We start from the raw sequence: 19,002 nt of genomic DNA on the forward strand, positions 1-19,002 counted from the left end.
AAAAATTAACTCGATTTATAAACCATCTATCAGGCGGTTGAGCCTTTGTTGAATTTGCATGCAGTCGGCCGTTATTTCCTTTCTGTTCATGGGGGCCTCTTTTTCCAATTCTTTTATCATATTGCCCGTTATGCCATGAAGTTGCAACAAATCCTGCTTCAATTGAGATGGGTTCTTTATGAACGCCAATTGAGCCTGCTGCTTCACAGTCTCTTTCAGCCGAACCTGATAGCTGCGCAATTTCAGATGCGTTCGGACCCTTGCCAAAAGTTCTATGGCATTAAAGGGTTTCGCAACATAATCCACGACCCCGAGTTCAAAACATTTCTGTATGTCCTGTTCGCTGTTTTTAACGGTAATGAAAATCACGGGTATCTCCCGGGTCCTCTCATCAGCCTTAATGCGACGGCAGACCTCAAAGCCATCCATTTTCGGCATTACAATATCCAGGAGTATCAGGTCCACTTTCTCTTCCTGCAGAATTTCCAAGGCTTCTTCGCCTGAAAGTGTCGGAATGACATCATACCTTTTTAATATACCCACGAGTATATCAAGATTTATTTCTGAATCATCAACAGCTAAAATGGTTATTTCTTTCCCCATTACTCCTCTCGTTCCCCATTTATTCCTCACGAATTATTACGTCCATTCATTACTTACAAAAAACACATTAATACCACAATCCGACCAAAAAGAAATAGCTTGCTGATCATAACCCCTCCCCACTAATATCCATGTTCAAAATCAATCCGATATATCAGGGGCTCCTTGTTGATGAACCGTTTATAATTTTCAACAAATATGGGGGCAATGTCCCCTGGAAAACTCAATGCCGCCGTGTGGGAGGTGATGATGGTATTGGGGGTTTGCCAGAATCCATGATCCGGCGGCAGGGGTTCCTCCTGGAACACATCCAGCACAGCCCCTGCGATATCTCTATTTTTCAATGCCTGGATCAAGGCTGCCTCATGTATGACATTTCCCCTGCCAACGTTTATGATAAGGGTGGTATCCGGCATGGCCTTTAAAAGGGTTGCATCAATAATTCCGGTGGTCTCAGGTGTGTCCGGCAACACGCACACCAAATAGTCCAGTCCCTTAATAAAGGAGGTCAGCTCCCTGGGCAAATAACAGCGATCAATCTGCCTGCATTGGGTTTTTGTCCGGGAAAATCCCCGGGTTTCCATGCCAAAGAACTTTGTGGCCCCGGCAATGGCCTTCCCAATGGAACCAATTCCCATGATTCCCACACATTTTCCCATCAGTATTCCCGGTGGTGTGGTATCCCATTGTTTTTCAAGCTGGCTCTTAAAGCGATCAAGGGAACGACGCTCATGCATTAACATATGGCAGATCACGTACTCGGCCATCATGGGACCGAACACCTCTTTTACCCCTGTTAAAAGATAGTCCCGTCGCATGCCGGGCTCCAGAAAAGGGGTGATGCCCGCCCACATGGACTGAATCCATTTTACCCGGGGAGCCTGGGACAACAACGGGCAGACAAGGGCCGGGGTTCCAAAAATAATATTGCTGTCTTTCAGATGGGGTACAGCCTGATCCGAATCCCGGCAGGCTTGAATGGAAAGTCCCGGCAAATTTTCATCAAACAGAATTTCCTCATAAGTATCAGCATCTCCTGACAAAATAATTGCTTTGTTTTTTTTCATTAATCCTACCTATCCTATGATTCTATGGGTAAAAACTGCAAAAAAACTGATGTTATTATTTTATATCAGGACTTTGTCATGGCCCGACCCAAAAACGTCACCGAATCTTCCAGCGCCACCCTTTCCGTACGCGTGGTATTTACTTTGGCGGTTGTATCTTCATAACCAAAGGACATTCCAAAAAGAATACCATGGCTGTCTGGGATCGATAAAAATTCTCGAACAGGATCAGGATACTGCCCGAGCGCACCCTGCATGCAGCTTGATATACCTGCTTCCGTCATCAAAAGAGACAGAGTCTGGGCATAGATCCCCATATCCACAGCCCCCATGATACCCAGGTACTTTTCCATGGTAAAAAACAACACATGGGGTGCATCAAAAAACATCCAGTTCCGAAGCATCGCCATCATTCTGGCCTCTTTATCACTTCTTTCAATGTCCATGGCACCATAAAGGGCATAGGCAGCGCCATACTGACGTTCCTTGTGAATACCTTCATATTTGATCTGCCAGTCAAAATCAGGATTTGGGGGGTTGCCTCTCATCACGGCTTCCACCAATTTATCCTTTAACTCATTTTTTTTTGCACCGGATATCACATAAATTTGCCATGGTTGAACATTACAGTTGGATGGAGACCTCTGGGCACTGCTGAAAATCCGATTCAAGGTTTCCTCTGGTACGGGCTTATCCAAAAAGGCCCGTACCGACAGACGTTTTTTCAATATTTCATCAATGCTCATTGTACATATTCTCCTTTTAGCTGAAAATTTAAATAGGGCTTGATCACAAAATGGGCCACCCGTCACAGTTGGCGGGCCAATGAGGGGCAGGCTATCTGGTATTAAAGCCTGAATTTTTTTATCAGGCTCTATGCTTTTTACAACCACCTGTGCCTGTGTTTCAAGCGCCAATAAAGCAAGCCTGAGCCCACCCCACGATGCCCCCACTCCATAACCCCACCCCACATTCATACTCAATAAATATCCAATTGTCTATGATACCGATTTTCCCCCTACATATTGCATTGTCTATCCGGTCAAGGAGCCTGTAAACCAAAGAATCCAGATAATGTTTTGGGCAACCTCCCGGCCGATTAAACTAGCACCAAACAAAAAAAGTGTCCCCTCGACAACCGTGAGCATGGCCCATCTTGTAACCAAACCCGCTTTTTGCATTGATTTCCCCTTCATGGACAGTGTTTTTATACGGTTTAAACGGAACCTCGTATCCGACGTCGATAGGCAGTATACCGCGCAAGCAAACTCATGGCCTGGCGGGATGTATTAAAAACGGGGATGCCTTTTTGCCTTAACCAATTATTAATGGGCTCGTGGCTTCTGCCGGCATCATTGAAAACCACCAGCGGTTTATCAGACTTGGCCATGATACCCGGCAACAATGATGTCAGACTATTTTTATCCGTTGTAAAGCCTTTGGGATCATCGGGGTCAGGTGTATCCGAGGTGGCTGGTGCCAATGACCCAAGAGATGTTACAATAATATCAATCCCATCGTCCTGGATCATGGCCTTGATCACCTCAACAAAAATGTTATCCGGCGCTGCTGGGGTAATGTCCAGGGGATTCTTAATATCCATGATTTCTGCAAGACCGGATTTTTCAAAGAGAGCAGCAATGGTCTCCCGGGTATCAAGGGAAAACAAAGGCAATTCAAGGCTGGAGTCCCGAACCTCAAGGGCATCTGCAACGCCCACACACTCAAAGCCAGCCGAACTCAAGGCCCCCACCCTATACCCTGATATTTTTTTTGTGTGCAGGGATAACGCCATATTTGCAAGGCCGTCAAACTCTTCGAGACTATCTGCCACCAGGGCACCCGCCTGCCTGAGACATGAGGTGCAGACCATATAGTCCCCTGCAACGGATGCGGTATGACCGGAGGTGGCCTGTTTTCCTTCCGGGGTGCGCCCGGCCTTGTACACCAGAACCTCTTTTTTATTTTGCACCGCTTTTCTGATTCCCCGGCAGGTGTGAAGGCCGTCAAGATCCTGAAACCCCTCCACATAGACACAGATCACACCGATATTATCCGCATCGGCCAGCCATGTAATACAATCTCCGATGGTGAGATCCAGCTGGTTTCCAACGGTGATATTGTACGCCGGATCTCCAGATACAAGGCAGGTCATCCTCACCAGCGCAAAGGCACCACTTTGACTCACCAGGGCCACCGGACCGGCATTCTGATTTCGTCGCTGGGGAGAACATGCCTCGGGGGTGAAAAAAGAATCCAGCTTACCTGGCCTTGAAATAACCCCCAGGCAATTACCTCCCAGAAAGACAGGACCTCCCTGTTCCCGGGAATGGGCCTTGGAAATTTTCTCCACCACCTGTCTGGCCTTTTCCTGACTGTCCAGCGTTTCCCCCAGGCCACCGGAAATGAGAATAACACTTTTGGCTCGATCATTATCAATGATCTCATCAATAAGCTGCGGTACCTGGTGCGCCCCCACGGCAAGGATTATCAGGTCTGTATCGTGGATTTGGGTAATATCTTTGACGCATGCAACCCCGTCAATCTCTTTTACACTTGGTGATACGATGGTAATGTTATCTTTGGGAAAGCCTGACTTGATCATATTTTGCAGAATATTTCGTCCAAAGTTCATTTTTGTTGAACTAACCCCGATGATGACCACATTTTCAGGATGAAGAAGGTAGGCGATGCGTTCCACACTGCGGGAAGTCCTGGGGGAAAAGGGCTCTGAAAACCGGCACAACCCATCCAGAGGAACCATTTCATAGTCCACCAGGGCAAAGGGGTTTACCTCCAGCTCTTCAATTATATAAGGTGCCGTATCATTTAATGGAGAAAAGTAGTTACCAACGGCAATAAAGGCACTGAAACATTCCATGAGCTGTTCATCGGAAATCAGACGGGTTGCCCCCCGAGTCTGGCCCGAGAGTTTCTCATAGGCTATTGTTTTTTTAAATATCTCAAAAAAGGCATCTCCGGACACATCCGCCGTGGAGGCAGACACCACAGCCTGGCCCAGACGAAATCGTTCTGCATAAAGTTCAGTATCAGTGCCCCCAAGCCCTGCGGTAATGACCATACCAAATTCCCTTGTCCACCGGAGACTGACCAGCAACTCATTGCCCAGGGAATCCGACTCCGGGGGCAGAAACTGGGTGATCAGGACCCCTTTTATCTTTTTGTTAATGGTATTGCACAAATCATCCCCGGAAAGTGCTGAGTATTCCTGCAATGACGGATCATGATTTCCGTTTTTTTCCAGAAAGGCGGCAAATTTACCACACACCATATCCACCATGCGGCGGCTTTCGCTTCTGACTTTTCCAAGAATCCGGGGCACCACTTTTACCCCCCCAACATCGGACTTATGGACAATATCCGGGCTGACTATCTTTAGTACTACCTTGTCTTCCATGAACTGGGAAAGCAGTTCAGTGGTTAGGCGATGATTTCGGGCCAGCAAATGATGCCGGGGCACTGACTCTGACCCCAGGGCACTTAACACTTCATATGTTTCATATTCAAACAGCTGGAATCGGCCTTCACTTGCTGCCGCAGCGAACACCCCGGTCATTTTCTCAAAATCTATAAATAATTGCATGTCAGCCCCTATGGATTCTGTTTGTTACATAAAAATTACATTCACGGCTTTAGGTTTTAAATGATATCTTTTCCCTTCTGTTTTCTCCAATACATAATTGATATATCGACACTGCATCTCCTCCAGGGTGGGCATGTCTTCAAAGGGATTTTTTGAATAGGATGGTATTCCTGTAGGTAGATTCAGTGCCAGACCATGCCCGTCGGACAATAGCGCCGCACGTTCCATTATATTTTGAAGTTCCCGGATATTTCCCGGCCAGCTATAATTCAGGAGCATGGCCTCGTCGGCCAGAGTCATATCAAGATCCGGGTGATTATATTTTACAGCATACCGCCTCAGAAAGTGACGAGCCAGAAGCTCCTTACCCACTCCGGTCTCGCCCAGGATCATTACCGGGCATCAGCTGGGACTTCCCTGGCTATTTTTTACATAAAAGCTTCCCCGCTCCTTGTTCCAGACACCGGGTCAAGGCATCGATCATGGGAGAGGCAATATTCCATCGGTGCCAGTAAAGATCAACTTGAACATGCTCATTGGGGCATAGGTCCACAAGCCCGCCGTCGTCCAGCATCCCAAGACTCTGCTGATCCGGGAGCATGCCATATGCAAACCCAGATGCAATCATCCAGGCAAATTGCTCTGGAGACGGTACATAATGACTTGAAATCTGCGGCAGCCCCCCTTTAAAGAGTTGTGACAACAACAGGGTATGCAATTTATCCCTGCGATTAAAAATCACAGCCGGCGCTTTTTCAATGCTCTGGAAATTCAGACCCTGGGGGAACCACTGCGTTACAAATTCCGGTGTCGCCACCAACCGGTAATTCATGCCCCCAAGAAAAGAAACGGTACACCCCTGCACGGCCTCTGAGCGTGAACTGATGCATCCCAGCACCTGACCATCACTTAAAAATTGATGGGTCTGCTCCTGATCATCCACCCGCAAATCCATGAGTACCGGATATTGAGTTAAAAACGGGGCAATGCATGTGGGGAACCATGTGGCAAGGGAATCTTCGTTTAAAGCAATGGCAAGGGAAACCAGACTTCTCTTTGAGCCAGGTGCCATTTCCCGGGTGACATCGCTCTCCAGTAATTTCACCTGGAGATAATGTTTTAATAGACGTCCACCGGCCGGCGTAGGCGTTGGTGGCGTTGTCCGAATGAGCAGTACCTGCCCCATGTGAACTTCAAGGAGTTTCACGCGCTGGGAGACGGCGGACTGGGTAAGATGAATAACTTTGGCGGCCTTGTCAAAACCACCCTCCCTGATGACAGCTTCAAAGGCTTCTAAAAGTTTATAATCAAGCATCTCTTATTATTAACATAATTTATCCATAATAAAATCTATTAATTTTATTTATTTCAATTCACATGCTATATCCCCCCTGTTACATGGGAAATATGAGATTTGAATACAACACCGGCCACGCCACACGCTCCATGAGAGCATGAGGCAGGTCCAAAAATTTATCAGGCACACGCCTGAACATGCAGAGAATGAAACTCAGGAGAGAATCAATGTGGGGACCATTTTTCCAGGGAATGGGGGTCAGCGGCGGATTGATCGTTGCCATCGGCGCACAAAATGCCTTTGTACTTTCACAGGGGGTCAGAAAAAACCATCATCTGCTCATTGCCTTGATGTGCAGTCTCTGTGATGCACTGCTTATCACCATTGGTATTTCCGGTGTGGGCACCGTGATTGCATCTTCCCCCCGGTTGGCAGCAGCAGGGGCCTGGGGCGGCGCGGCATTCCTGTTATGGTATGGATTTAAAGCGTTTCAATCTGCCTTCCAGGGGAATGTACTGAATGCAGAACAAAAAAAATGCAGCCTTCGCACAGCCATTGCCACCACCATGGCGGTGACCTGGCTCAATCCCCATTGTTATATTGACACCCTGCTTCTCATTGGCAGCATTGGGGGACAGTTTAATGGCCAGAGTCGTCTTTTTTTCGGGGTGGGAGCCGCATCTGCATCTTTTGTCTGGTTTTTCTCTTTGAGCTTTTGCGGGCAGATGCTGGCACCTGTTTTCAAAAACCCCACTGCCTGGCGAATTTTGGATACCCTGATTGGGATTATCATGTGTAGCATCGCCTTTTCCCTGATCTAATCCATGGGGTCGGTCTACCGTAAAATATTAATTTAAAACCAGATACGTTTTTAAAACCAAAAAATGTCACCGAGTCTTCCAGCGCCGCCCTTTCCGTACGCGTGGTGTTTACTTTGGCGGTTGTATCTTCATACCCAAAGGACATACCAAAAAGAATACCATGATTCTAAGGTATCGATAAAAATTCTCGAACAGGATCAGAATACTACCCGAGCGCACCCTGCATGCAGCTTGATATACCAGCTTCCATCATCAACAAAGACAGGGTCTGGGCATAGATCCCCATGTCCACACCCCCCATGATATTCAGGTATTTTTCCATGGTAATAAACAACACATGGGGTGCATCAAAAAACATCCAGTTCCGAAGCATCGCCATCATTCTGGCCTCTTTATCGCTTCTTTCAATGCCCATGGCATCATAAAAGGCGTAGGCCGAGCCATACTGCCGTTCCTTGTGAATCCCTTCATATTTGACTTGCCAGTCAAAATCAGAATTTAGGGCGTTATACTTGTACAGTACAGTCATACTCAAGAAATACTCAATGGTCTATGATACCAGGCTGGCGTTTATCAATTCAGATTGCAGACTCAACAGCTTTCTGTGCATGAACATACGTTGTATCTACAAGCATCACTTCAGTATCAGCCTGATTGACCAGCATTCCAATTTCAGTACAACCAAGAATTACGGCTTCAGCACCTTGAGCCGCCAACGCTTCAATAATACGCAAATACGCTATTTTTGAATCAGGGTGTATTTCCCCCAGACAAAGTTCTTTATAAATAACGTTGTGGACAATTTGCCTGTCTATTTCATTGGGAATCAGGACGCTTAAACCATAATTTTCAATTAACCTGCCTTTATAAAAATCCTGCTCCATTGTAAAAGCAGTTCCCAGTAATCCCACTGTTTTGATTCCTTTTTTTAAAAGGAGCTCAGCTGTTGCGTCCGCTATATGAATTAAGGGGATGTCAATGCCTTCTTCTATCTGTGGAGCGACTTTATGCATTGTGTTTGTACAAATAAGTAAAAAATCTGCTCCAGCTGATTGTACATTTTTAGCAGCTTCAACAAGAATTTTTGCAGTGCCCTCCCAATCACCTTCGTGTTGCAACTTTTCAATGGGATCGAAGTCTACACTATACATGGCTATTTTTGTTGAGTGCAAACCACCGAGTGATTTTTTGGGAGCTTTTGATTTCCCTGTTCCTACTGTGGTTGGAAATTTAACGGGAACCTATCGAAATTCCAGCCCCTTCGCCAAATGCATGGTACTGATGGACAACTTGACTGGGGTAATAGCCATGTAATCATCCAACACTTTAATTTAGGGAGTCAAAAGTTTTCAATTTACCATTTTACCGGGTCGGTATTCATCGAATGCAGCACTCCGGATTTTACAAATGATAAATCAATAAGCTCTGGCTCACTTATTAAAAGCCCAATTCTAATTTTGAAAACAAAATTAGAATGAGAAACATGCAGCTTGTATAGCTCCAATTGATTATGCCGCTTTTTTAGCATGACATCCTCAAATATTTTTTTTAAAATGCTATGATTCGGGTGTGCACAACAAATTCATTATCAATTTAATCAGGGTCTCTTTTTGCGTTGGATCAGATTCGGCCACCAGCAGGGTTAAAGCGGCAAGTCAAGTTTCATTAATCACAGGCTGGCCATCCATCTGCTGAAGCCACAGAAAAGTTTGGGTATACCGGCCCATGATATCCACCAGTCCCCGCCCCATGTCCGTGGCAAGGGCAGGCGATTTGGCCCCCTTTTGAATCAGGGCAAGGGCCTGCTTTAATTCTACCTCATTTTCTTCAAACCGCTGCTGGTTGATGGCATAGCCCTTAATTAAATAGTCTCGTAACCGCTGAGTGGCCCACCGACGAAACTGGACACCCTGTGGGGATTTCACCCGGTAGCCGACAGAAATCACCACATCCAGGTCATAAAGAGTAACCGGCTTGTCAGAACAAGCAATTTGCATTTTTTGCAAATTGCTCGTTTCATTGATTTCCCCTTCATGAACAGCATTTTTGATATGACGTGAAATAACAGACACATCCCGGTGGAACAACGCTACCATTTAAGCCTGTGTCAGCCAGACCGTCTCTTTTTCAAACCGGACATCCACACAGGTTTCCCCGTCCGAACTCTGGTAGATCTGTATGCTGTTGTAATCTGTCATCGACTTATCCTCTATATACACCAAGGCTTCGTACATCACTCAGTCCATCAAAAACGCCCTGGCCTTACAAATTCAATGCAAGTAAAAAACAAAGTCATTATCCCTTACACCCATGACCACTTTGTGTCAATAATGTTTCTTAATGCTGAATAATGCAGTATCATAATCAGCCAAGATACCCACTGCGGATATTATTTCCGTAGTGAATATGCACATTAAGAGAAAAAGTCCCCCAAAGAGACGAACGCCACAAAACAAGCCACATTGGAGACTACCACTACATTGATGACAACAAATGGACAGTGAAACGGGTGAAGCGCATCCATAAAAAGATGGCGAAAAAGTCATACGCCCTGAACGCCCCCAACTCTCCTGGATCCGTGCTGCTGAGGGGGGGGGTGAGGTTTGCCAGGGTCATGGCGGATATGGAAAATATTCGAAAAAAAGTTACCGCTGAAGAAATCCGGTCAGGGGTCAGGTTTTGTTAACGTCCATTACTCATGTCTGTGAACAATAAAGTGCCGTCCCTTGATTTTATTTTTCGACAGCGCTTTTTCGGCTTCATCAGCCATGGTTCGTTCAATGGCAACATAGGAATAAAATTCAAAGCAGTTGATCTTGCCCACGCAGCTGCCATGGATTCCCCCGTCCTTGGTCAGCGCCCCCAGGATATCTCCAGGTCGCAATTTGGCCTTTCGCCCCCCATTGATTGAGAAGGTCACCATGGGAGGTGTGGCGCTCTCCTGGGTTGCAGGCTCAAGCGATTCGATGTCAGACACCTCAAAAGCCGTGCCCATCAGGGTGTTTATCTCTTCCAGTCTGAAACGCTCTTTGGGTGTCATCAGGGAAAAAGCCATCCCCTCTTTGCCAGCCCTGCCTGTCCGACCGATGCGGTGGATATACACCTCCGGCTCAAAGGGAAGATCAAAGTTGATCACCGCACTTAAGCCTGAAATATCAAGGCCCCTGGCTGCCACATCCGTGGCCACCAGAATGGGGGTACTGCCATTGGAAAAACGCACCAAGACCTCGGTTCGCTCCTTTTGCTCAAGATCGCCGTGAATGGCAAGGGATGAAAACCCTTTTGTCCCAAGAAACGTTGAAAGAGATTTACACTGCAGTTTGGTGTTACAAAAAATCAGTACCGATGCAGTCTTACATGCATCTAAAATATGAGCCGTAACAACAGGTTTCCAGTCCCAACCGGATTCGTAAAAATATTGGCGAATAACATTTTCTTCGTGTTCTACATCCACCACCACCCGGTGCGCATTTTTCTGGAACCGCGCACTCAAGTCAAGGATCGGCTTTGGAAATGTAGCAGAAAAAAGAAGGGTCTGGAGGGCTTCAGGAACATACCCCATGATGGCTTCAATGCTGTCGGTAAAGCCAATATCCAGCATTCGATCCGCCTCATCCAAAACAAGGGTGGTCACATGATCAAGGTTCATTGTCCCCCGTTTTAAATGCTGTTCAATGCGCCCGGGAGTTCCCACCACAATGTGGCCCTGGTGCTCCAGAGAAATTTGCTGGGGAAGAAAGGGCACTCCGCCGCAGACGGTGACAATTTTGATATTGTGTTTAAATCGGGCGATGCGCCGCAGTTCTCCTGCCACCTGCTCTGCCAACTCCCGGGTGGGACACATCACCAGGGCCTGCACCCGGAAGCGTTTCACCTTCAGGTTGTGCAGCACGCCGATGCCAAAGGCGGCGGTCTTTCCGCTTCCTGTCTTGGCCTGGGCCAGCAGGTCCTCTCCTTTCAACACATGGGGTAAACTGCCTGCCTGGACTGGGGTCATCTCCTGGTATCCCAGGGTCTTCAGGTTTTCGATCATTGATTTGTTTAGTGCTAACGCAGTAAAAGCGCTCATGAAATCCTTTTTATTATTGTTTTAGATGGGATTCATTCTTGATGAACTTAAATAATTTTCTCACAATGTCAGACACATCTGTTATTATATCACCAATTTCCGGAATGTGCTCATGGGAAAATCTAAAACAACCTGAAAACAAAATCAGGGTGGGAAATAAAGCAACTGCAAAAGCAATATTCCAGTATTCCAGTTCATAACTATCCTGTAAATACCTTGCCAAAACCGAGGCCAAGGGCATCCCGAATAAAATGAATCGTCCGAATAATCCTCTTGGTAAATAGAAATATCGAAGAAGATAAACCATTTGACAAACAGCGCTTATGAATAGACAAAAGAGAAACGTGCTGACAGTGACTTCCGTGGAAAAGGTCACCACATCAAGGTCAAGAAGGTCGGAAACGGCAAGGGAGACACCGGGATACATCTCAAGAAACTGCTGCCCCATGGGCGTATAAGCGTAAAGTTCCCAAAACATATTAACAAAATACATGAACCCCATGCTCAAAACAGCTGTCATGGACAAAAGCATGCCAAGCTGAATCACCCCACTCCATATTTTCCATTGATGTATGGGGATAAAGGGTAAACATTTCAACCGCCCCGCTCTAAAAAAGTTACATATTTTTGTTATATTAAAATTTTCCATGCACTACAAATCACTCCTTTTACTTTATCATCATTCACGAATGACATATATAACTAAAATCAAGGAAAATCAACCCATCTTCCCATGAAAGGCATGCATTCTTCTCTCTTTTGGTTCTGGCTTGTCCAGGTTAGGAATGATTCAAGAAAGCAGACACCCATACATTTTTAAACACCCCATCACATCAAAAGCACACCAACCACAAAAAATTCCCTTCCAATTCTCAAAAAGATGATATATGCATTGGCCAGCAAATATCCAATCGCGAAATCAATGCGCCAATACAGGGAAAGGGCTATGAAATACTGGAGAGTTCCTCTCGATTCAGAAGAGGTTGAAGTAACACAGGGAGTTGTTCACATCATTGAGGACCGCTGCAAGGGGTGCGGCTACTGCATTGAGTACTGCCCAAGGGGTGTTCTTGAATTTTCAAAGGCATTCAACAAAAACGGCTACCATCCTCCCCGCTTAAAAGCAGAGGGATGCCTGAACTGCCACTATTGCGAGCTTCTCTGTCCCGAGTTTGCCATTTTTTCCACAGAAGCCATGGCAGAAAAAGCCACCGTTTAGTCAGAATTTCCAGGGAATACGCCAGGAGAAGACGGTCAATCACCCCTCCTGAAACAGAGATTCAAAAAGGGACTCCCTGGTGAAAAGTTGAACCCGCAAAAAAAATTCAAGGGTCTGTTTTTCCATGATCCACACAACAGACAGGCATAAGTTGCCTGTCCAATGTCGAATAAGGGACTATTGAGGTAAGGATGAAACCAGCAGTCGATACAGGTAAGCATTTTATCAACGGAGACATTGCATGTGCCGAAGGGGCCATTGCGGCGGGGTGCCTTTTTTTCGGGGGGTATCCCATCACACCCGCCACCGAGGTGGCAGAGCACATGTCCCAGCGCCTTCCCCAAGTGGGGGGCACCTATATACAGATGGAAGATGAGATTGCAGCCATGACCTCCATTCTTGGTGGAGCATGGACAGGAAAGAAAACCATGACGGCAACGTCAGGGCCCGGGTTCAGCCTCATGATGGAGACGGTGGGACTTGCCATTGTGACAGAAACCCCCTGTGTGGTGGTCAATGTCCAGCGGGGAGGCCCCTCCACAGGATTGCCCACCCAGGGCGCCCAGGCAGACATGATGCAGGCCAAGTGGGGCTCCCACGGAGATTATGAGATCATTGCCCTGGCACCCTCTTCCCCCCAGGAGATGTTTGACCTCACCATCACCGCCTTTAACCTAAGCGAAAAATATCGCACCCCCGTATTCATCATGTCCGACGAGATTGTGGGACACATGAGTGAAAAGGTGGTCATACCGGAAAAAGAGGCCATAAAAACCTTTTCCAGGATTCAACCCCGGGGGAAAAAGGATAACTTTCACCCCTTCAAACCCGGTCCCAACGGGGTCGCCCCCATGCCCGCCATCGGCCAGGGGTACAAGGTCCATGTGACAGGATTGACCCACGATGAAAAAGGGTACCCGGTGATGAGTGTGGATACCCAGGCGGAAATGATGGAACGCCTGCTGGGCAAGATCAGGAACAACCTGGACGACATTATCATGACGGATCAATATCTTCTGGACGATGCAGACATTGTCATTGTCTCCTATGGGGTGTCATCCAGGACAAGCTACACCGCAGTTGACATGGCAAGAGCCCAGGGTATCAAGGCAGGTCTTTTAAGGCTTATAACCGTGTGGCCCTTTCCCGACCATTTAATAAAGGAACTGGCCACAAGGGTGAAGGGCTTTGTCACCGTGGAGATCAACATGGGCCAGATCAGCCGGGAGGTGGAGCGCTGCGCAGGCTATAAGGCCCCTTCATACCTTGCGGGCCATCCAGGAGGGGCCGTGGTCTCCCCGGAAAAAGTGATTTCCATTTTAAAGGAGGCGTTTTAACATGGGTAATCCAGCACTGAAAGAAAAGGCGCCCGTCTCCCATCCACTGGAAGATCTGGTTCGCATGGAACGGATTCCCCATATCTGGTGTTCCGGGTGCGGTACGGGGTCTGTTTTCACGGCATGCCTGACGGCCATGAAAAACACAGGGATAGATTACAATGATTTTGCCATGGTTTCGGGCATAGGCTGTTCCGGCAGAGGGGCCGGTTATATCAATATAGACAGTTTCCACACCACCCACGGCCGGGCCATCCCCTTTGCCACGGGTATTAAAATGGCAAGACCCGAGACCAATGTCATTGTCTTTTCGGGAGATGGAGATCTCTTTGCCATTGGCGGCAACCATTTTATCCATGCGGCCCGGCGGAACATGGACATCACCGTAATCTGCGTGAACAATTTCATTTACGGCATGACCGGCGGGCAGGCTGCGGCCACAACCCCCCATGAGGCCCGATCTTCCACCTCCATGGAGGGTAATGCAGAGTCCCCCTTTAATCTGCCGCTGCTTGCCTATGCCGCCGGTGCCACCTATGTGGCAAGATGGACCATGCTCCACTCAAGGGATCTTGCCGACAGCATAGAAGCGGCCATTAATCACAAGGGATTTTCCTTTATTGAGGCGCTGTCGCCCTGCCCCATCAACTATGGACGGCGAAATAAGCAAAAACCCCTGGATACTTTAAGGGAATACCACGACAATACCATTATAAAGAACAATGCCGACCCCGGCGAGCTGGGCATTGATTTCAAGAGAAAGGTGATACTGGGTAAATTTGTGGACATTGAAAAACCCTCCCACGATGAACAATACCATCGAATTTATCACCAACCGTCAGCAAAATAGTTTCGAAAGGTGGGGACAAATTTGAAAAGCTGTCCCCTAAGCGCACATATTCGCGTATTTGGGACTGCGCAACATACTAATGCTGTTTGAGCAGACCAGAATGGGGGACTATGGGTGCTTGCCGAAGCGTTACCATTGAAAACAAACTTTTTACAGGTTAAACCATATGTCTGATAAAAAAGAGAAACTTGAGATCATCGTGACAGGCTTTGGTGGTCAGGGCATCATCCTTGCCGGGCGCATCATCGGCATGGCAGCTGCCTTAAAGGATGACAAGGAGAGCACCCTTGTCCAGTCCTATGGCCCGGAATCCAGGGGAGGTGCCTGCTGTGCCCAGGTGGTAATCTCCGACACCATCATTCAATATCCCTACATCACCACCCCTGATATCCTGGTGTGCATGTCCCAGTCCGCCTATGAAAAATATTACCAATGTCTGAAGCCCGAAGGATTTCTCCTCACGGACAAGGACCTTGTGATCCCCCTTGATGACAGGCCCTGCTTTGCCATACCGGCCACTCGCATGGCAGAGGAGCTGGGCAGAAAAATGATGGCCAATATCATAATGGTGGGATTTTCCACTTCAGTCACCGGGCTTGTCACCAGGGATGCGGCACTTTTTGCCGTTACCGCCTCTGTTCCAAAAGGCACAGAAAAGATGAACACCAAGGCGTTCAATCTGGGATTTGACTATGGACTTTCCAAACTCAAGGGACTTGAAAAAAGGGCCGGTGGCCACACAGGAGCAGGACAATGAAGCGTAAGAAAGACCGTCTCCGAAGGGTCATGGTGGTGGGTGCCACGCCGTCGGGTATTTTAGCGGCAAACAAACTGGGAGAGCTGGGCATCCCTGTCACCCTGGTGGATTGTGATCCGGACATGGATAAAAAACTTGCAGCCCCCCAGTTTACTTTAAGGTCCGGGGTTCCCTTTAACCATGCCCACAGGCCGGGACTCATGCGTCTCATGAGAAACCCGGATATCAATTGTATTCTCCCGGCAAGGGTGACCGGCATCAAGCACAACATGCAGGGATTCAAAATCTCGGTTATAAAGGAACAGACCTTTGTGGATATCGACACCTGCACCCTTTGCGGGCGTTGCGTGGAGACCTGCCCTGTAACCCTGGATGACGGCACAAAGCCTGTGAAGGTTGCAAGCAGAAGAAGCCTGCCCGGACGGGCCATCATTGACAAAAGAAAAACCCCCCTTTGCAGCACCGGATGTCCCCTGGGGGTCAATGTCCAGGGATATGTTGCCTTGGCAGGTCAGGGACGATTTCAAAATGCCCTTGACCTCATCCGGAAAAACAATATTCTGCCGGGCATCTGCGGTCGCATCTGCACCCACCCCTGTGAGGATGAGTGCCGACGCACCGAGGTGGATGAACCGCTGTCCATCCGGGCCATCAAGCGATTTCTGGCCGATGTTGAAACAGACACGGAAGCCTCCTCAACCCACCCTGCCCCCGTATTTGTGGCGGGCAGAAAAATAGCCGTCATCGGCTCCGGTCCCGGGGGACTTGCCGCAGCCCATGAACTTGCTTCCAACGGCTGCAGGGCCGTTATCTTTGAGGAAAAACCCGAGGCAGGTGGTCTGCTCCGGTACGGCATCGGCCCCCATCGCCTTCCCCGGGAAATCCTTGAACGGGAACTTGATTATATTAAAGCCTCCGGGGTGGAGATCAGAACCGACTGCCCCATGGACCTTAAGACCGATCTTGCCGGACTTCAAAAGGAATATGATGCCATTATCCTGGCCACAGGCTCCTGGTATGACAGAAAACTAGGGGTTCCTGGCGAAGATCTTGAGGGGGTTCAGGGATGCATCTCTTTTCTTTCCGCCTTCCACGGGAAAGAGATAAATAATCTGCCCCCCAATGTGATCGTCATCGGTGACGGCAATGCCGCCTTTGATCTTGCCCGGGTGGTGTCAAGAACGGGGGCCGGCGTGACCATGATATCATGGTTTGGAAAGGATGAAATCCCCGCAGACCATGACGAGATAAGGGAAGCCCTGGAGGAAGGTATCGCCATCCGAGACAGAAGCCAGGTGGTGGCGTTCCTGGGGGAAAACAACAGGGTCACCGGGGTAATGTGCAAGGCCACACGACCGGGAAAACCCGTTGACAACGGCATTGCCTGGCCTGAAATCATAGCGGATTCACAGCCCGAAACGATTGCTGCAAATCTTGTTCTGGTGGCCATCGGGCAGGCAGGGGCCTACAGAAAATCAATGGCCACAAAGGGCTTTAAAGTCACCGAAAACGGCTACCTGGAATCGAAGAAAAACGGGGCAAAAAATAGCCATATCTATGTGGCCGGTGATGCCACGGGACAGGCAGCCACGGTGGTGCATGCCATGGCCCAGGGAAAATCAGCGGCCCGCCAGGCATTGAATGATATTTATGATATGGACCTTAAAGATGAAAACCGTCGGGTTTCCTGCCGGGAGTTCCCGGAAATAGGAAATTCCCTTCCTGTGATGCCACGGGCAGTCATGCCGGAAAAACCAGCGGCACAAAGGATAAAGGGATATGACGAGGTGGCCCTGGGGCTTTCAGAAAAACAGGTGGTTGACGAGGCGGCCCGGTGCCTGCAGTGCGGGGTCTGCTCTGAATGCATGGCGTGCGTGGATGCCTGCAGGGCCATCAAGGCCATTGATCACCGTCAAACCGATGAGGAGCTGTCTGTCCATGCCGGTGTGGTCATCCTGGCCGATCCGTCCATGGCCCCCGCCGTCAAAGGAGACGACATCATCCGGGCCTATGGCCCCAAAATTTCCCACCCCGATGTCCATGCCATGATGATACGCGGATTTGCCGCCGCAGCCGAGGCCATGATTCTTTTAAAGAACGGTTCCTGGGCCAGAAAGGGCACCGGGGTTGCCCATGCCGCCCCCACGGCCTCCTTTTCTGCGGAAATTGCAAGAACAGGGGTGTTTGTCTGTCGCTGCAACGACTCCCTTGGCTGGAACGGTGCCATGGATCAGTTTGTGGACTCATTGACCAATCATGATTCGGTGGTCTATTCAACCACCATGCCATCTGCCTGCACCCCCGGGGGAATCTCGAAAATCATTAAAACCGTGCGGACAAAATCCCTCACCCGCATTGTCCTTGCTTCTTGCGTCTGCTGCCCGTTAAACTTTGTGTGCAGTGCCTGCACAGACCAGCGAAGCCGCCTTAAATACGGGCTTTTCACCGGTACCGGCATCGGCAGATCCATGGTGGAAACCTGTAATATCCGGGGGGAGGCCCTCTCGTTACTCAAGCAGGACAAAGATCTTGCCATTGAGCGATTAAAGGGGCTGATCACCCGCTCCATCGGCAGGGCACAACAGCTACGGGCCTTTGCCTCTCCCATGCGCAATTACAACTTCACCACCGCTGTTATCGGGGATTCTGAATCGTCGGTGACAAGCGCCCTGATGCTTGCCGAAACCGGCACTGACGTGGTGATGTTCGGCACCACGGACAAACCCCTTGAAACGGAAATATCCCATGCAAACATTTTCTGTTTTAAAGGATCATCCGTGCAGGAGATGACAGGCACCCTGGGTAATTTTCAGATCAATGTGGATGTGGATGGCGAAGCACAGGAGTTCAACGCTGGCACCGTGATAATGGGAGAACGGTCACGTCGACAGATAAAATATCTCCACCAGCAGAAATTGACCTACAGGACCGTCTCTTCGGCCATGCAGGAAAAAGAGATAATCGGCCGCCCCTATATCCTGCCGGGCATGACCTCCATTCCCGGGATATTTCTTGCGGAACCCTCCAATATCAGTGTGTCCAACAGGAAAAAAGGGGCTTCAGCCGCCGTACTGGCAGCGGCCATCATGCCAAGAAGACCCAGAAAGAGCAAGGGCTTCACCGTGGTGGTTAATGCAGACAAATGCCGGGGATGCGGACGGTGCGTGGCGGAATGCGCCTACCAGGCGGTGACCCTGAATCCCAATGGTGTGGGGGGATGGACCGCATCGGTGGATGAGGCCTTCTGCAAGGGGTGCGGCAACTGCATTTCAGTATGTCCCACCAATGCGGCGGACAGTCCTTACCGGGATCAGGCTTTCCTGGAGCGCTCACTTGAAGAGATGTTGTTGTAGGCCCCATGCCATCTTTGACAGCGGC

16 protein-coding genes and 1 pseudogene are annotated in these 19,002 nt (G+C 48.8%); 6 read left to right on the forward strand and 11 right to left on the reverse strand.

The features are described 5' to 3' along the window. Positions 1 to 15: 15 nt before the first annotated feature. From ACYQ2M_RS09875 to ACYQ2M_RS09900, 6 genes are all read right to left on the reverse strand, one after another. On the reverse strand, positions 16 to 603 hold the full coding sequence (locus ACYQ2M_RS09875; RefSeq protein ID WP_459916170.1) for a response regulator: 588 nt from the start codon (positions 601 to 603) through the stop codon (positions 16 to 18). A gap of 122 nt (positions 604 to 725) precedes the next feature. Next, a complete protein-coding gene (locus ACYQ2M_RS09880; protein ID WP_459916171.1) occupies positions 726 to 1,670 on the reverse strand; it encodes a D-2-hydroxyacid dehydrogenase in 945 nt (314 codons plus the stop codon). Between the two features lie 65 nt (positions 1,671 to 1,735). Further along, the gene (locus ACYQ2M_RS09885; RefSeq protein WP_459916172.1) at positions 1,736 to 2,416 is read right to left on the reverse strand and encodes a nitroreductase; all 681 of its coding nucleotides are present in this window, start codon (positions 2,414 to 2,416) and stop codon (positions 1,736 to 1,738) included. 470 nt (positions 2,417 to 2,886) lie between these two features. Then, positions 2,887 to 5,274: an acetate--CoA ligase family protein gene (locus tag ACYQ2M_RS09890; protein ID WP_459916173.1), complete on the reverse strand. Its 2,388-nt coding sequence runs from the start codon at positions 5,272 to 5,274 to the stop codon at positions 2,887 to 2,889. A gap of 24 nt (positions 5,275 to 5,298) precedes the next feature. Beyond that, a complete protein-coding gene (locus tag ACYQ2M_RS09895) occupies positions 5,299 to 5,667 on the reverse strand; it encodes an AAA-type ATPase lid domain-containing protein (RefSeq protein WP_459916174.1) in 369 nt (122 codons plus the stop codon). A gap of 28 nt (positions 5,668 to 5,695) precedes the next feature. Further along, positions 5,696 to 6,589, reverse strand: coding sequence for a LysR family transcriptional regulator ArgP (locus ACYQ2M_RS09900; protein ID WP_459916175.1), 894 nt, complete (start codon positions 6,587 to 6,589; stop codon positions 5,696 to 5,698). A 209-nt stretch (positions 6,590 to 6,798) separates the two neighbouring features. On the opposite strand from ACYQ2M_RS09900, the gene ACYQ2M_RS09905 reads away from it, so the two are divergent. Further along, positions 6,799 to 7,392 carry a LysE/ArgO family amino acid transporter gene (locus tag ACYQ2M_RS09905; protein WP_459916176.1) on the forward strand — a complete coding sequence of 198 codons (594 nt, stop codon included), beginning with the start codon at positions 6,799 to 6,801 and terminating at the stop codon, positions 7,390 to 7,392. Between the two features lie 205 nt (positions 7,393 to 7,597). Here ACYQ2M_RS09905 and ACYQ2M_RS09910 read toward each other — a convergent pair whose 3' ends face one another. The 5 genes and pseudogenes from ACYQ2M_RS09910 to ACYQ2M_RS09930 form a co-directional block, all read right to left on the reverse strand. Then, complete coding sequence (locus tag ACYQ2M_RS09910) at positions 7,598 to 7,927, reverse strand: nitroreductase family protein (RefSeq protein ID WP_459916177.1); 330 nt, start codon at positions 7,925 to 7,927, stop codon at positions 7,598 to 7,600. A 43-nt stretch (positions 7,928 to 7,970) separates the two neighbouring features. Then, positions 7,971 to 8,570, reverse strand: a pseudogene (locus tag ACYQ2M_RS09915) (aspartate/glutamate racemase family protein); the annotation flags it as partial. A 477-nt stretch (positions 8,571 to 9,047) separates the two neighbouring features. Next, complete coding sequence (gene rhuM / locus ACYQ2M_RS09920) at positions 9,048 to 9,389, reverse strand: RhuM family protein (protein ID WP_459916178.1); 342 nt, start codon at positions 9,387 to 9,389, stop codon at positions 9,048 to 9,050. 695 nt (positions 9,390 to 10,084) lie between these two features. After that, the gene (gene dbpA / locus ACYQ2M_RS09925; protein ID WP_459916179.1) at positions 10,085 to 11,461 is read right to left on the reverse strand and encodes an ATP-dependent RNA helicase DbpA; all 1,377 of its coding nucleotides are present in this window, start codon (positions 11,459 to 11,461) and stop codon (positions 10,085 to 10,087) included. A 13-nt stretch (positions 11,462 to 11,474) separates the two neighbouring features. Next, positions 11,475 to 12,110 (reverse strand): hypothetical protein, encoded by a 636-nt coding sequence (locus tag ACYQ2M_RS09930; RefSeq protein WP_459916180.1) that lies wholly within the window; start codon positions 12,108 to 12,110, stop codon positions 11,475 to 11,477. A 297-nt stretch (positions 12,111 to 12,407) separates the two neighbouring features. On the opposite strand from ACYQ2M_RS09930, the gene ACYQ2M_RS09935 reads away from it, so the two are divergent. The 5 genes from ACYQ2M_RS09935 to ACYQ2M_RS09955 all read left to right on the forward strand — a co-directional run bounded on the left by ACYQ2M_RS09935 (position 12,408) and on the right by ACYQ2M_RS09955 (position 18,977). Continuing rightward, the gene (locus ACYQ2M_RS09935) at positions 12,408 to 12,680 is read left to right on the forward strand and encodes a 4Fe-4S dicluster domain-containing protein (protein ID WP_459916181.1); all 273 of its coding nucleotides are present in this window, start codon (positions 12,408 to 12,410) and stop codon (positions 12,678 to 12,680) included. A gap of 191 nt (positions 12,681 to 12,871) precedes the next feature. Continuing rightward, positions 12,872 to 14,017, forward strand: coding sequence for a 2-oxoacid:acceptor oxidoreductase subunit alpha (locus ACYQ2M_RS09940; protein ID WP_459916182.1), 1,146 nt, complete (start codon positions 12,872 to 12,874; stop codon positions 14,015 to 14,017). 1 nt (position 14,018) lies between these two features. Further along, positions 14,019 to 14,867, forward strand: a complete 849-nt coding sequence (locus tag ACYQ2M_RS09945) for a 2-oxoacid:ferredoxin oxidoreductase subunit beta (RefSeq protein ID WP_459916183.1) — start codon at positions 14,019 to 14,021, stop codon at positions 14,865 to 14,867. A gap of 166 nt (positions 14,868 to 15,033) precedes the next feature. Continuing rightward, positions 15,034 to 15,624, forward strand: a complete 591-nt coding sequence (locus ACYQ2M_RS09950; RefSeq protein WP_459916184.1) for a 2-oxoacid:acceptor oxidoreductase family protein — start codon at positions 15,034 to 15,036, stop codon at positions 15,622 to 15,624. Further along, a complete protein-coding gene (locus ACYQ2M_RS09955) occupies positions 15,621 to 18,977 on the forward strand; it encodes an FAD-dependent oxidoreductase (protein ID WP_459916185.1) in 3,357 nt (1,118 codons plus the stop codon). The genes ACYQ2M_RS09950 and ACYQ2M_RS09955 overlap by 4 nt, the downstream gene beginning before the upstream one ends. The last annotated feature ends 25 nt before the right edge of the window (positions 18,978 to 19,002 follow it).

This window comes from Desulfocicer niacini (assembly GCF_054657595.1).

Excerpts from the sequence above, each read along its gene's own strand:
- ACYQ2M_RS09875 (WP_459916170.1), bottom strand. The coding sequence starts at position 603 with ATGGGGAAAGAAATAACCATTTTAGCTGTTGATGATTCAGAAATAAAT.
- ACYQ2M_RS09880 (WP_459916171.1), bottom strand. The coding sequence starts at position 1,670 with ATGAAAAAAAACAAAGCAATTATTTTGTCAGGAGATGCTGATACTTAT.
- ACYQ2M_RS09885 (WP_459916172.1), bottom strand. The coding sequence starts at position 2,416 with ATGAGCATTGATGAAATATTGAAAAAACGTCTGTCGGTACGGGCCTTT.
- ACYQ2M_RS09890 (WP_459916173.1), bottom strand. The coding sequence starts at position 5,274 with ATGCAATTATTTATAGATTTTGAGAAAATGACCGGGGTGTTCGCTGCG.
- ACYQ2M_RS09895 (WP_459916174.1), bottom strand. The coding sequence starts at position 5,667 with ATGATCCTGGGCGAGACCGGAGTGGGTAAGGAGCTTCTGGCTCGTCAC.
- ACYQ2M_RS09900 (WP_459916175.1), bottom strand. The coding sequence starts at position 6,589 with ATGCTTGATTATAAACTTTTAGAAGCCTTTGAAGCTGTCATCAGGGAG.
- ACYQ2M_RS09905 (WP_459916176.1), top strand. The coding sequence starts at position 6,799 with ATGTGGGGACCATTTTTCCAGGGAATGGGGGTCAGCGGCGGATTGATC.
- rhuM (WP_459916178.1), bottom strand. The coding sequence starts at position 9,389 with ATGCAAATTGCTTGTTCTGACAAGCCGGTTACTCTTTATGACCTGGAT.
- dbpA (WP_459916179.1), bottom strand. The coding sequence starts at position 11,461 with ATGAGCGCTTTTACTGCGTTAGCACTAAACAAATCAATGATCGAAAAC.
- ACYQ2M_RS09930 (WP_459916180.1), bottom strand. The coding sequence starts at position 12,110 with ATGGAAAATTTTAATATAACAAAAATATGTAACTTTTTTAGAGCGGGG.
- ACYQ2M_RS09935 (WP_459916181.1), top strand. The coding sequence starts at position 12,408 with ATGAAATACTGGAGAGTTCCTCTCGATTCAGAAGAGGTTGAAGTAACA.
- ACYQ2M_RS09940 (WP_459916182.1), top strand. The coding sequence starts at position 12,872 with ATGAAACCAGCAGTCGATACAGGTAAGCATTTTATCAACGGAGACATT.
- ACYQ2M_RS09945 (WP_459916183.1), top strand. The coding sequence starts at position 14,019 with ATGGGTAATCCAGCACTGAAAGAAAAGGCGCCCGTCTCCCATCCACTG.
- ACYQ2M_RS09950 (WP_459916184.1), top strand. The coding sequence starts at position 15,034 with ATGTCTGATAAAAAAGAGAAACTTGAGATCATCGTGACAGGCTTTGGT.
- ACYQ2M_RS09955 (WP_459916185.1), top strand. The coding sequence starts at position 15,621 with ATGAAGCGTAAGAAAGACCGTCTCCGAAGGGTCATGGTGGTGGGTGCC.